12 protein-coding genes and 1 pseudogene are annotated in these 12,865 nt (G+C 70.5%); 7 read left to right on the plus strand and 6 right to left on the minus strand.

From position 1 onward, the window contains the following. Both SSP08S_RS56080 and SSP08S_RS27365 read right to left on the minus strand, forming a co-directional pair. Positions 1-300: pseudogene (locus tag SSP08S_RS56080) on the minus strand (ABC transporter permease); the annotation flags it as partial. Then, positions 300-1,319 carry a sugar ABC transporter substrate-binding protein gene (locus SSP08S_RS27365; RefSeq protein ID WP_026178867.1) on the minus strand — a complete coding sequence of 340 codons (1,020 nt, stop codon included), beginning with the start codon at positions 1,317-1,319 and terminating at the stop codon, positions 300-302. The gene SSP08S_RS27365 and the pseudogene SSP08S_RS56080, both read right to left, overlap by 1 nt. Before the next feature lie 291 nt (positions 1,320-1,610). Between SSP08S_RS27365 and iolC the strand changes: the two genes are divergently transcribed. Genes iolC through SSP08S_RS27395 form a run of 6 tightly spaced genes read left to right on the plus strand, consistent with a single transcriptional unit; the run spans position 1,611 to position 8,626 of the window. Continuing rightward, positions 1,611-2,579: a 5-dehydro-2-deoxygluconokinase gene (iolC, locus tag SSP08S_RS27370; protein ID WP_019070832.1), complete on the plus strand. Its 969-nt coding sequence runs from the start codon at positions 1,611-1,613 to the stop codon at positions 2,577-2,579. Between the two features lie 38 nt (positions 2,580-2,617). Continuing rightward, a complete protein-coding gene (locus SSP08S_RS27375) occupies positions 2,618-3,496 on the plus strand; it encodes a Cgl0159 family (beta/alpha)8-fold protein (RefSeq protein ID WP_019070833.1) in 879 nt (292 codons plus the stop codon). Positions 3,497-3,510: 14 nt separating this feature from the next. Next, positions 3,511-4,410 (plus strand): 5-deoxy-glucuronate isomerase, encoded by a 900-nt coding sequence (iolB, locus tag SSP08S_RS27380; RefSeq protein ID WP_019070834.1) that lies wholly within the window; start codon positions 3,511-3,513, stop codon positions 4,408-4,410. Beyond that, positions 4,407-6,284 (plus strand): 3D-(3,5/4)-trihydroxycyclohexane-1,2-dione acylhydrolase (decyclizing), encoded by a 1,878-nt coding sequence (iolD, locus tag SSP08S_RS27385; protein WP_019070835.1) that lies wholly within the window; start codon positions 4,407-4,409, stop codon positions 6,282-6,284. The genes iolB and iolD overlap by 4 nt, the downstream gene beginning before the upstream one ends. Positions 6,285-6,313: 29 nt before the next feature. Next, entirely contained in the window at positions 6,314-7,807 is a 1,494-nt protein-coding gene (locus SSP08S_RS27390) for a CoA-acylating methylmalonate-semialdehyde dehydrogenase (protein ID WP_019070836.1), read from the plus strand. Between the two features lie 33 nt (positions 7,808-7,840). After that, positions 7,841-8,626 carry a GntR family transcriptional regulator gene (locus SSP08S_RS27395; RefSeq protein WP_019070837.1) on the plus strand — a complete coding sequence of 262 codons (786 nt, stop codon included), beginning with the start codon at positions 7,841-7,843 and terminating at the stop codon, positions 8,624-8,626. On the opposite strand, the gene SSP08S_RS27400 is transcribed toward SSP08S_RS27395, so the two are convergent. Together SSP08S_RS27400 and SSP08S_RS27405 are read right to left on the minus strand one after the other, a co-directional pair. Further along, complete coding sequence (locus SSP08S_RS27400; RefSeq protein ID WP_019070838.1) at positions 8,616-9,614, minus strand: aldo/keto reductase; 999 nt, start codon at positions 9,612-9,614, stop codon at positions 8,616-8,618. The two genes, SSP08S_RS27395 and SSP08S_RS27400, sit on opposite strands and share 11 nt — an antisense overlap. Positions 9,615-9,702: 88 nt before the next feature. Beyond that, positions 9,703-10,365: an NUDIX domain-containing protein gene (locus tag SSP08S_RS27405; protein ID WP_019070839.1), complete on the minus strand. Its 663-nt coding sequence runs from the start codon at positions 10,363-10,365 to the stop codon at positions 9,703-9,705. 165 nt (positions 10,366-10,530) lie between these two features. Here SSP08S_RS27405 and SSP08S_RS27410 point away from each other — a divergent pair, with 165 nt between their 5' ends. Next, the gene (locus SSP08S_RS27410) at positions 10,531-11,658 is read left to right on the plus strand and encodes a DUF5954 family protein (RefSeq protein WP_026178868.1); all 1,128 of its coding nucleotides are present in this window, start codon (positions 10,531-10,533) and stop codon (positions 11,656-11,658) included. A 64-nt stretch (positions 11,659-11,722) separates the two neighbouring features. Here the strand turns inward: SSP08S_RS27410 and SSP08S_RS27415 are convergent, their stop codons facing one another. Both SSP08S_RS27415 and SSP08S_RS27420 read right to left on the minus strand, forming a co-directional pair. Then, positions 11,723-12,322 (minus strand): DUF305 domain-containing protein, encoded by a 600-nt coding sequence (locus SSP08S_RS27415; protein ID WP_019070841.1) that lies wholly within the window; start codon positions 12,320-12,322, stop codon positions 11,723-11,725. 74 nt (positions 12,323-12,396) lie between these two features. Beyond that, positions 12,397-12,825, minus strand: coding sequence for a DUF6153 family protein (locus SSP08S_RS27420; protein WP_245607970.1), 429 nt, complete (start codon positions 12,823-12,825; stop codon positions 12,397-12,399). Positions 12,826-12,865 lie beyond the last annotated feature (40 nt).

The following is a 12,865-nucleotide window of genomic DNA, read 5'->3' on the forward strand; positions in this document are numbered from 1 at the left end:
GGCGACGCCGGCGGAGAGGTCGAACTCGCCGCCGATCATCAGCAGGGCGACCGGCAGGGCCATGATCCCGATGGTCGACGAACCGTAGAGGATGTTCGCCATCGACGCGCCCTCGCGCACCGGCGGGGCGGCGATCAGGAAGAACACGTACACCGCTGCCGCACCGAGGAAGACTCCGACCTCAGGACGGGCCAACAGCCGAATGGCCAGCGGGCGTTCCGCGGTCCGGCCGTCGGTGGGCTTGGGGCCGGGGGCCGGCGGTGAGGTCACCGCCGGCTCGGCGTGCTGGGTCATGCTCATCACCGGGTTCCGTTGGCGGCGTACTTGGCGACGGCTGCGACGTTGGTCTTGTCGACGAAGGCCGGGCCGGTCAGTACGGGCTGCTCACCACCGCCGCTGTAGTTGCCGTTGTTCTTGTAGAGCCACAGCGAGTCGACGGCCAAGTAGCCCTGGAGGTACGGCTGCTGGTCGACCGCGAACTGGATGGTGCCCTTGCTGATGGCGCCCGTCAGGTCCTTGTTGAGGTCGAAGGTGGCGATCTTCGCCTTGCTGCCCGCGTCGGACACCGACTGCACGGCGGTCAGCGCGAACGGGGCGCCCAGCGCGACCACGTAGTCGATGGCCTTGTCCTGGGTGAGCTTGGCGGTGATCGTCGACTTCACCGACGGCATGTCGGTGCCGTTGACGTTCAGCGTCTCGACGCTGCCGCTGAAGGTCTTCTTCACGCCGTCGCAGCGCTGGGTCAGACCGATGTTGCCCTGCTCCTGGATGACACAGACGACCTTCTTGGCGCCCTCCGTGTTCAGCCGGTTGCCGAGCGCCTCGCCGGCGACCGTCTCGTCCTGGCCGAAGAACTCCAGCAGTCCGAGCTTCTTCCAGTCGCTGAGACCGGAGTTGAGGCCGACGACCGGTATGTTCGCGGTCTTCGCCTTGCTGATGACGTCCTTGAGGGCGTCGGGCTTGGCGAGGGTGACCGCGATGCCGTCGACCTTCTGGTCGATCGCGTTCTGCACCAGGTTCGACTGGTTGCCCGCGTTCGGGTCGGCCGAGTAGATGAGCTTGATGTTGTCCTTGTCGGCGGCGGCCTGGGCGCCCTTGCGGACGATGTCCCAGAACGTGTCGCCGGGCGCCTGGTGCGTGACCAGGGCGACCGTCATCCGGGGAGTGCTGGCCTTGCCCGCCGAGGCGCCGGAGGTGTCCTCCGTGGACTTCTTGCCGCCCGAGCTGCTGGAGCAGCCGGCGAGGGTCAGTGCCGCTGCCGCGGCGACCGCCACGAAGGGGGCCATTCTGCGCGTACGGGAGTGGGAAGAACGGTCCATCTTTCCTGCACCTCACTGTGCTTCAGGGGAAAGGGAGCAATGATCTCAGAGATCAGGGCTCGGGGCCTGTGCGGCCCCGGGTCGTAGCCGTGAAACACGGCTGTTGCGCTGGGACGGAATCCAATCCCCGGTCGCGCCCGCTGTCAATACTTTGTTAAGACATCATTTCACAAGCAGGTCCGAATGTAAGTACAAACTATTGACAGAGCGCCCCTCGGAGTCCTACACCTGGGAGTCGGCAGGCCCTCGCGGGACCCGCCCACCCCCCAGTAGCTCAGAGGAGTGCCGCGCATGGCCGAGTCAGCCCAGCCCTTCGATCTCATCACCATGGGCCGTATCGGGGTCGATCTCTACCCCTTGCAGTCCGGCGTGCCGCTGGCGCGGGTGGAGACCTTCGGGAAGTTCCTCGGAGGTTCGGCGAGCAACGTGGCCGTGGCCGCCGCCCGGCTCGGCCGGGGCACCGCGGTGATCACCCGCACCGGCGACGACCCCTTCGGGGCGTACCTGCACGAGGCGCTCAAGGACTTCGGGGTCGACGACCGCTGGGTCACGCCGGTCGCCGAGTACCCCACCCCGGTCACGTTCTGCGAGATCTTCCCGCCGGACGACTTCCCGCTGTACTTCTACCGGCAGCCCAAGGCCCCCGACCTGGAGATCCGCACCGACGAGCTGGACTACTTCGCGATCCGCCAGGCCCGCGTCTTCTGGATCACCGGCACCGGTCTGAGCGAGGAGCCGAGCCGCTCCGCCACGCTGGCCGCCCTCAAGGCGCGCGACAAGGCGGGCACCACGGTCTTCGACCTGGACTGGCGCCCGATGTTCTGGAAGGACCCGGAGGAGGCCCGCCCGTACTACGCGGAGGCGCTGCGCCACACGACGGTCGCGGTGGGCAACCTCGACGAGTGCGAGATCGCCACCGGTCTCCGCGAGCCCCGTGCCTGCGCCGAGGCGCTGCTGGAGGCGGGCGTGGAACTGGCCGTCGTCAAGCAGGGCCCCAAGGGTGTGCTGGCCGTGCACCGCGACGGCACGACCGCCGAGGTGCCGCCGGTCCCGGTCGAGGTGCTCAACGGTCTCGGCGCGGGCGACGCGTTCGGCGGCTCGCTGTGCCACGGACTGCTGTCCGGCTGGGAGTTGGCCAAAACCATGCGGTTCGCCAACGCGGCCGGCGCCCTCGTCGCCTCCCGCCTCGCCTGCTCCACCGCGATGCCCACCGAGTCCGAGGTCGAGGACCTGCTCGCCGGCGCGCGCGTGGACGCCTGACCCGTGACCGCCCGAGCCATCCCTGAACGGAGCTTCTCTTGAGCATCAGCATCCCCGACCTGGTCACGGTCAGAGCACGGCATCCCGAGGCGATCGCCGAGGCGGCGGCCCGCCGGGTGCGGCGCCCCCTGCTCGGCGACAGCGGCCGCCTGATGATCGTGGCCGCCGACCACCCGGCACGCGGCGCGCTCGGCGTCGGCGACCGCCGTACGGCCATGGCGAACCGCGCCGACCTGCTGGAACGCCTGTGCGTCGCGCTGTCCCGGCCGGGCGTCGACGGGGTGCTCGCCACCGCCGACATACTCGAGGACCTGCTGCTCCTGGGGGTCCTGGACGGCAAGGTCGTCATGGGTTCGATGAACCGCGGCGGCCTCTCCGGCGCCGCGTTCGAGATGGACGACCGCTTCACCGGCCACCGCGCCGAGGACATCGAGCGGCTCCGCTTCGACGCGGGCAAGCTGCTGCTCCGCATCGACTACGACGACCCGGGCTCGCTGACCACCCTGGAGTCCACCGCCCGCGCCATCGACGACATGGCGGCGCGCCAACTCCCCCTGTTCGTCGAGCCGTTCATCTCCCGCCGGATCGACGGCAAGGTCCGCAACGACCTGTCGGCGGAGGCCGTGACCCGCTCGATCGCCATCTCCTCGGGCCTGGGCGGCACGTCGGCCTACACCTGGCTGAAGCTGCCCGTCACCGAAGACCCGGACGACATGGCCGAGGTCATGGAGACCTCGACGCTCCCGGCCGTGCTGCTCGGCGGTGAGGTCGGCGACGACCAGGAGGGCGCGTACGAGAAGTGGCGCAAGGCGCTGCGGCTGCCGACCGTCCAGGGCCTGGTCGTGGGCCGTTCCCTGCTGTACCCCGCCGACGGCGGCGTGGAAGCGGCGGTGGACACCGCCGTGGGTCTGTTGTGAACCGGAGGCACACGATGACGAGCGCGTACCACCTTCCCGCCGGAAAGGCCCTGGGCGGCCCCTACGTCGTGGACGTCACCCCCGAGTCGGCGGCGTGGGGCTACTCCAGCCTGCGGGTCCTGGAACTCCCGCCGGGCGGCACGCACACCTTCGACACCGAGGACAGCGAGTGGATCGTCCTCCCGCTCACCGGCGGCTGCACGGTCTCGGCCTCCGACGATTTCGGCCACGACACCTTCGAACTCGACGGCCGCGAGAGCGTGTTCACCTCCGTGAGCGACTTCGCGTACGTCCCGAGGGATTCCCGTACGACGATCACGTCGGCCGGCGGCGGCCGCTTCGCGCTCAACGGCGCCCGCTGCACCCGCCGGCTGCCCGCCCGCTACGGCCCGGCCTCGTCGGTCCCGGTGGAGCTGCGCGGCACCGGCAACAGCAGCCGTCAGGTCAACAACTTCGGCGCGGCCGGCGTCTTCGAGTGCGACAAGCTGATCGCCGTAGAGGTGATCACTCCCGGCGGGAACTGGTCCTCCTTCCCGCCGCACAAGCACGACGAGCACCGGCCCGGTGAGGAGTCCGTCCTCGAAGAGGTCTACTACTTCGAGTTCGCCGACCATGAGGGCACGCCGGGACTGGGATACCAGCGCGTCTCGCCGTCGGGGCAGGGCCGTAACACCGACGTCCTGGCCGAAGTCCGGGGCGGGGACGTCGTGTTGATCCCGGACGGCTGGCACGGGCCCTCGATGGCGGTGCCCGGCCACCACATGTACTACCTCAACGTCATGGCGGGTCCCGAGGACGACCGCTCCTGGCTGATCTGCGACCACCCCGATCACGCCTGGGTGCGCGGAACCTGGCCCGAGCAGCCCGTCGACCCCCGACTCCCCCTCTACACGGCACCGGAGAAGTCCTCATGAGCACCCCCACCCGCCGCCTGACCGTCGCCCAGGCCCTGGTGCAGTTCCTGTCGGCCCAGTACACCGAGCGCGACGGCGTACGGCACCGGCTGATCGCCGGGACCTGGGGCATCTTCGGCCACGGCAATGTCGCGGGCCTCGGTCAGGCGCTCCTGGAGGCGGGCGAGGACACGATGCCGTTCCACCAGGGCCGCAACGAACAGGCCATGGTTCATGCGGCAGTCGGGTACGCCCGCCAGCTCGACCGGCTCTCCGCGCAGGCCGTGACGACCTCGATCGGACCGGGCGCCACCAACCTGGTCACGGGCGCCGCGCTCGCCACGATCAACCGTCTGCCGGTCCTGCTCCTCCCCGGCGACTACTTCGCGACCCGCGCCGCCGACCCGCTGCTCCAGCAGCTGGAGCACCCGGTCGAGGCCGACCTCTCGGTCAACGACACCCTGCGCCCGGTCTCCCGCTACTTCGACCGGATCTCCCGCCCCGAGGCGCTGATCCCGGCCGCGCTGAACGCGATGCGCGTGCTGGCCGACCCGGTCGAGACCGGGGCCGTAACTCTGGCTCTGCCGCAGGACGTTCAGGCCGAGGCGTACGACTGGCCGGAGGAGTTCTTCGCCGACCGCGTGTGGCACGTACGGCGTCCCGCACCGGACCTCGCAGAGCTGGCCGAGGCCGTCGAGGCGATCCGGTCCGCCGAGCGCCCGCTGATCGTCGCGGGCGGCGGCATCCACCACAGCCGCGCCGAGGAGGCGCTGAAGGCCCTGGTGGACGCCACCGGCATCCCGGTCGCCTCCACGCAGGCGGGCAAGGGCTCGCTGCGTCACGACCACCCGGCCGATCTGGGCGGCATCGGCCACACCGGCACCGCGGTCAGCGACGACATCGCGCGCGCCGCCGACCTGATCATCGGCGTCGGCACCCGCTACACCGACTTCACGACGGCCTCGAACACGCTCTTCCAGAACCCGGCCGTCCGCTTCGTCAACCTCAACATCGCCGCGTTCGACGCCCACAAGCTGGCCGCGCGCACACTGGTGGCCGACGCGAAGTCCGGTCTGGAGGCGCTGACTTCGGGACTCGAGGGCCACCGCGTGACACCCGCCTACGAGGCCGAGTACCGCGCGGGCAAGGAGAGTTGGGAGCGGGTGGTCAGCGCCGCGTTCACCGCCCCGGACGAGAACGCCGTACCGACCCAGACCCAACTCCTCGGTGTCCTCGACTCGGTTGTCGGCGACGACGACGTGGTGATCAACGCGGCCGGTTCGCTCCCGGGCGACCTGCACAAGCTGTGGCGGGCGCGCGGCCCGCGCCAGTACCACCTCGAATACGGCTACTCCTGCATGGGCTACGAGATCCCGGCCGGCATCGGTGTCCAGCAGGCCGCGCCCGACACCGCCGTGTGGTCGCTGGTCGGCGACGGCACCTACCTGATGATGCCGACCGAGATCGTCACGGCGGTCCAGGAGGGCCTGCCGGTCAACCTGGTGCTGATCCAGAACCACGGCTACGCCTCCATCGGCGGCCTCTCCGAGTCGGTCGGCGGCGAGCGCTTCGGCACCGCCTACCGCTACCGGGCGGCCGACGGCACCTTCTCCGGCGCCCCGCTCCCGGTCGACCTCGCCGCCAACGCGGCCAGCCTCGGCATGGACGTGCTGCGACCCAAGACGGTCGCCGATCTGCGCGAGGCGCTCGCCGCGGCCCGCGCCTCCGACCGGCCGACGTGCGTCTACGTCGAGACCGACACCGCCACGCCCACCGCTCCCCCGGCCGAGGCCTGGTGGGACGTACCGGTCGCCGAGACCGCCTCGCGCGCATCGGCCGTACAGGCCCGCGAGGAGTACGACCGCCAGGTCGTCGACCGTCGCCGCCACCTCTGAACTCCCCTCCCCCGAAAGGCACTCGCACCATGAAGACGATCACCCACTGGATCGACGGCAAGCCCGTCGAGAGCACGTCCGGCCGCTTCGGTCCCGTCTACAACCCGGCGACCGGCGCGCAGGAGAAGCAGGTCGGCTTCGCGACCGTCGACGAGGTGGACGCCGCCGTCGCCTCCGCGAAGGCCGCGTTCGAGAGCTGGGGCACCTCCTCGCTCGCCAAGCGCACCGCGATCCTGTTCAAGTACCGCGAGCTGCTGGACGCGCACCGCGACGAGATCGCCGAGCTGATCACCGCCGAGCACGGCAAGGTCCACTCGGACGCGCTCGGTGAGGTCGCGCGCGGCATGGAGATCGTCGAACTCGCCTGCGGGATCAGCGTGCAGCTGAAGGGCGAGCTGTCGACGCAGGTCTCGACCCGCGTGGACGTGGCGTCAATTCGCCAGCCGCTGGGGGTAGTTGCCGGTATCACGCCGTTCAACTTCCCGGCCATGGTGCCGATGTGGATGTTCCCCCTCGCCGTCGCGACCGGCAACACCTTCGTCCTGAAGCCGAGCGAGAAGGACCCGTCGGCGTCCTTCCGACTGGCCGAGCTCGCCTCCGAGGCGGGCCTGCCGCAGGGTGTGCTGAACGTCGTGCAGGGCGACAAGGTCGCCGTCGACCGCATCCTGGAGCACCCGGACATCGAGGCCGTCTCCTTCGTCGGCTCGACGCCGATCGCGAAGTACATCCAGCTCAAGGCGGTCGAGCACGGCAAGCGTGTGCAGGCCCTCGGCGGCGCCAAGAACCACATGCTCGTCCTCCCGGACGCGGACCTGGACTTCGCGGCCGACCAGGCGATCAACGCGGCCTACGGCTCGGCCGGCGAGCGCTGCATGGCCGTCTCCGTCGTGGTCGCGGTCGGCGACACCGGCGACGAGCTGGTGGGCAAGATCGCCGAGCGCGCCGGCAACCTGCGCATCGGCCCCGGCAACGACCCGGCCAGCGAGATGGGCCCGCTCATCACCCGCGAGCACCGCGACAAGGTGGCGTCCTACGTCGCCTCGGCCGCGGCCCAGGGCGCCGAGGTCGTCGTCGACGGCACCGGCTTCTCGGTCGAGGGCCACGAGGACGGCTTCTTCCTCGGTGTCTCCCTCCTCGACAAGGTCCCGCTGACGGCGGACGCGTACAAGGACGAGATCTTTGGACCGGTCCTGGTCGTCGTCCGCGCCGAGTCCTACGACGAGGCCATCACCCTGATCAACAGCTCCCGCTGGGGCAACGGCACCGCGATCTTCACCCGGGACGGCGGCGCGGCCCGCCGCTTCCAGATGGAGGTCAAGGCGGGCATGGTCGGCGTGAACGTGCCGATCCCGGTGCCCGTCGGCTACCACTCCTTCGGCGGCTGGAAGGACTCCCTCTTCGGGGACCTCCACATCTACGGCAACGACGGCATCGCCTTCTACACGCAGGGCAAGGTGATCACCACCCGCTGGCCGGACCCGGCCGACGGTGGCATCAACCTCGGTTTCCCCAGCAACTCCTGACGATCCGTCACCCCATGTGAGGAGGTGCCTTCTGTGGCGAAGACCGGTGGCTACTCGCGTGCCGTGACCGGCTCCCCGCTCGACGGCCTGCATTTCGCCCTGGACCGCAACAGTCCGGTGCCGCTGTACTACCAGCTCGCACAGCAGCTGGAGGCGGCGATCGAGCACGGCACCCTCGCGCCGGGCAACCTCCTGGGCAACGAGATCGACCTGTCGGTCCGCCTCGGCCTGTCCCGCCCCACCGTCCGCCAGGCCATCCAGTCCCTTGTCGACAAGGGGCTGTTGGTCCGGCGGCGGGGGGTCGGCACCCAGGTGGTGCACAGCCAGGTCAAGAGACCGCTGGAACTCAGCAGCCTCTACGACGACCTGGAGTCGGCCGGACAGGGACCGACCACGGAGGTGCTGCGCAACGAGGGCGTGCCCGCGACCGCGGATGTCGCGGCGGCCCTCGGGGTCGCGGAGGGCAGCGAGGTCACGCTCCTGGAACGGCTGCGCTCCACGCACGGTCAGCCGGTCGCGTTCCTGTGCAACTACCTTCCGGCCAATCTGCTCGAACTCGACACCGCCCGGCTGGAGTCGACGGGCCTGTACCGGATGCTGCGCACCGCCGGCATCACCCTGCACAGCGCCCACCAGACGATAGGCGCCCGCTCGGCCACCCCGGAGGAGGCCGCCCGGCTCGACGAGAAGGAGAACGCGGCGCTGCTCACGATGCAGCGCACGGCGTACGACGACACCGGACGGCCGGTCGAGTACGGGACGCACATCTACCGGGCGTCCCGGTACGCGTTCGACTTCCAGTTGCTGGTCAGGCCGTGACCTGGCCGGCGGAGTCCAGTCGTTCGCGCTGCTCCGCCGTCAGCTCCAGGTCCACGGCCGCGAGGTTCTCCTCCAGCTGGGCCACCGACGAGGCTCCCGCGAGCGGGACGATCGGCAGCGGACCGCCCAACTGCCACGCGAGTACGACCTGGTTGACGCTCGCCCCGGTCTCCTTCGCCACCTCCCGCAGCGCGGCGAGGCGGCCGGGGGTGCCGGGGTGGTCGTAGTCGGCGGGCAGGGGTTTGTCCTCGCGGGTGTAGGCGCCGGCCAGCAGGGGTGAGTAGGCGACCAGGGTGAGGGCGGGCTCGGCGCGCAGATAGCCGAGCAGGTCCGGTCCCGCGCTGCCGAGGCTGCCGTCGGGGAAGAGGCCGGACGGTACGTCGGTCCGGGGGCGCAGATAGCTGTGCTGGTACTGGAGGACCTCGTAGCCGGGCAGTCCGGCCGCGGCGGCGAGCGCGCGGGCCCGTTCCACCCGCCAGGCGGCGTGGTTGCTGACGCCGAGGAGGCCGACGGTGCCCTCGGCGACCAGTTCGGCGAATCCCTCGACGGTCTCCTGGAGCGGAACGCTCCGGTCCTCGATGTGGGCGTACAGCAGGTCGAGTTTGTCCACGCCCAGGCGTTCACGGCTGCGTTCCGCCGACTCCCGGATGACCTTGGCGGACAGGCCCTCCGGGTTGTCGACGAATCCCGTGCCGGGTGCCAGCGGGCGGGCGCCTAGCTTGGTGGCGATGACGATCTCGTCGCCGATGCCGCGGCTGCGCCGCCACCGGCCGAGCAGTTTCTCGCTCTGGCCGCCCTGGCCGCCGTCGGTCCAGAACGCGTAGTTGTCGGACGTGTCGATGAAGTTCCCGCCGGCCTCGACATAGCGGTCGAGCACGGCGAAGGAGGTCGCCTCGTCGGTGCGGGAGCCGAACAGCATGGCGCCGAGCGCGAGCACGCTCACCTCGCGGCGGTGGGCCGGATCGGTGCCGATGGTGCGGTACTTCATGATGATCCCTCCCGTTCGCACCCGGGTTCTCCGGGCACGAACGGGAGTCTCGCGCTTGAAGCGCACTTCAAGTCAAGCTTCCGGGCGCCTACTTGGCGAACGGCCCGTCCAGCGCCGCCCATTGGAGCAGCATGATGGTCTTGGCGTCGGCGATCTCCCCGGTGCGGATCATCTCCAGGGCGCTGCGGAAGGGCAGTTCGAGGATCTCGATGTCCTCGCCCTCCTCCTGGAGGCCCCCGCCCTCGTGGGTGCGGGTCGAGGGGCCGTAGGAGGCGGCGTAGAAACCGATGCGTTCGGTGACCGAGCCGGGGCTCATGTAGACGTCGAAGACGTGCTCCACCTCGCCGACGGTGTGCCCGGTCTCCTCGACCACCTCACGCCGTACGGCCTCTTCGGGGTGCTCGTCCTCGTCGTCGAGGAGGCCGCCCGGGGTCTCGACGAGCATGCCGTCGGGGTGGCCGTTGACGTACACGGGGAAGCGGAACTGGCGCGTGAGCAGGACCGTTTCGCGCTCGGCGTCGTAGAGGAGCAGGGTCGCGCCGTTGCCGCGGTCGTGGGTCTCGCGCTCCTGGGTGGTCCAGGTGCCGTCGGCGTGCCGGAAGTCGAAGGTGGTGGTGCGCTCGACGTACCAGTGGCTGGAGAGCAGTGTCACGTCGCGGACCCTGACCCGGGGGTTGCCGGTCAGGTCGAGGCCGGTGCGGTCCAGGCCGGTGCGGCCCCGGCGGTCGGGGGTGTCGGCGCCCGCGGTCATCGGATGCCGGCCGGAGAGGAGGAGACGATCGAGTTGTTCATGCTCGACGTCTATCACCCCGTGGTGTGGAACGTGTGGCCGAAACCGGTGAGCCGCAAGCCCAACCGATGTGCCGGTTGCGTTGATTCGTCGCCTGCCGTCCCGTCCGCTGGGCATGCTGGGAGCATGTCTGAGCACGGTGATCAGGTTCCCGGATACCGGGTGATCAGGATGGAAGCGCTGCAGGAAGCCCCGGCGGCCGCCCTCGCGGACGTGGAGGCGTGGCAGGCCCGCGAGGCCTACCCGAACGTCCTGGCCGGCGGCGGCCCGGTGTTCGGAGTGGCCGAGGAGCTGGATTCCGGCGGCTGGCAGGTCATCTCCCGGTTCGGCAACATGGCCCCGCAGAGCTCCCGCGACACCCTGGCGATGACCTTCCGCCAACGCGCGCGAGAAGCCGGCGACGCGGGCGACACCGCGACCCAGCAGGAGTGGCTGCGCGGGGCGGAGCGGCTGGACTGGGAGAAGGTGGACGAGCTCACGGTGCACGGCCGCCGGTTCCGGGTCGTGCGGGCGGACCAGTTCATCCGGATGGGACCCACCGGACCCGAGCCGCCCCGGCCGTCCGACCCCGACCCGGCGAAGGTCGGGCACGGGCATGAACTCCCCAGCCGCACCACGGGGTTCGTGATCGACCCGTTCACCGCGACCGGCATGTCCGAGGGCATCCTGCGGATGGAACTGCTCTCGCTGGTCCGCGCCCCGGGCACCGCGCCCGCCCCCGTGCGCAAGGACTCGGTGCGCGCCCTGAAGACGCATCCCGGGGGCGTGCTGCTGCCCGCCGAGTTCACCGCGGCGGAGTACACGGACGGCGGCTGGCAGCCGACGCAGATGACCAACCAGAGCCCGCAGGGGGCGCGGGACACGCTCACCACCTATCTGCGGGTGATGGCGCCGGCCATGGAGCAGCTCGACGAGGAGACGCGGGCCGAGTACGCGCGGGCGGCCGACCGGATCGACGCCGAGCGCTGCGACGAGATCGTGATCGACGGGTGCCGGACGCGGATCGTGCGGGTCGAACGGCTCGTGCGCATCGGCCCCGACGGTCCCGAGGGCCCCCGCCCCTCCGACCACGACCCGGAACTGCCGACCGCAGTCCAGGAGGAACAGCTGCGCGCGGAGGGTCTGTTCGACGAGAACCGGGTGGTGAGCGAGGAGGAGGCCGAGCAGCAGCGGGTGGCGGACGAGCAGGCGAAGGAGTTCCTGCGGCTGTTCGAGGAGCAGCGCCGGAAGCGGGAGGCGGCGGAGGGGTCCTGAACCGGTCGGGGGCCGACCGCGCGGTGCGCGGCCGACCCCCTTCCTCATTCAGCGGGTGTGGCCGTCAGCCCTTGCCGAGCATCTTGTTCATCTGCGTGATCTCGGCGCTCTGCGCCGTGATCACGTCGGCGGCGAGCTCGGTGGCGGGGCGGTAACTGCCGTCCGCCTTCTCGGTCTTGGCCATCGTCACGGCGCCTTCGTGGTGTTCGACCATCATGTTGAGGAACATGCTGTCGAACATGGTGCCGGAGGCCTTCTCCAGCTTGCCCATGTCGGCCTCGGTCATCATGCCGGACGCGGAGGACGACATGTCGTGGCCCATGCCGGTCATGTCCTGGGGCACCTTCTCGCCCCACGAAGTGAGCCAGCCGGACATGGTCTTGATCTCGGGGTCCTGCGCGCCCTTGATCTTCGTGGCGAGGCTCTTGACCTGGGCCGAGGAGGCCCGGTCGGCGGCAAGTCCGGCCATCTCCACGGCCTGCCGGTGGTGCTGGATCATCTCCTTGGAGAAGGAGACGTCGGCGGCGTTGTGCCCGCCGGTCTTGGTCCCGCCGCTTCCCTTGCTGTCGCTGTTGTCGCCACAGGCGGCAAGCGTGAGGGCGGCCACCGAGGCGGTGACGGCGAGAGCGACGGTACGACGGGCGAACCCGCGTCGTGCGGTCATGGTGGTACTCCTGGAACTCGAACGGTTGTCTGTGCAGGGCGTGCCGAAGCGCGCGAGTTGGCGCGCGGGCCGCTCTAGATCCGCAGGAGTTGGAGTTCGGAGAGGGAGGGTGGGGCCCGCCCGCCGTCGGGGCCGCTGCCGGTCAAGGACCCGAGTGCGTCCGGCAGTTGGGCGCAGGCGGCCACGTCGGGCACCAGCAGCGGAACCACGGCCGGAGTACCGGCGACGGAGGCGGAGGCGCAGGTGGCGTCCGCGTGGGTCATGTGGTGGTCGCAGTCGCCCGCGTCGTGATCGCAGGGGTCGGGTGTCGACATCTTCTGGCCCATGATCTTCTGGCCCATGGCCGCGGTCACGGCGGTCGCGGCGTGCCCGGGCGCGGTGTGGGCCAGGGGAACGGGCCCGAGTCCGTGCATGCCCAGGAGGCCCAGAAGCAGGGTGGCCACGAGCATCCCGTAGCGCCGCACCCGAGGGTGCGGCGCTACGGGATGCTCGGGACGGGCCATGCGGTCACCATACCCTCCCTGGGTATGGTGACCGTACAAG

The organism is Streptomyces hokutonensis, assembly GCF_000376565.1.
GTDB lineage: Bacteria > Actinomycetota > Actinomycetes > Streptomycetales > Streptomycetaceae > Streptomyces > Streptomyces hokutonensis.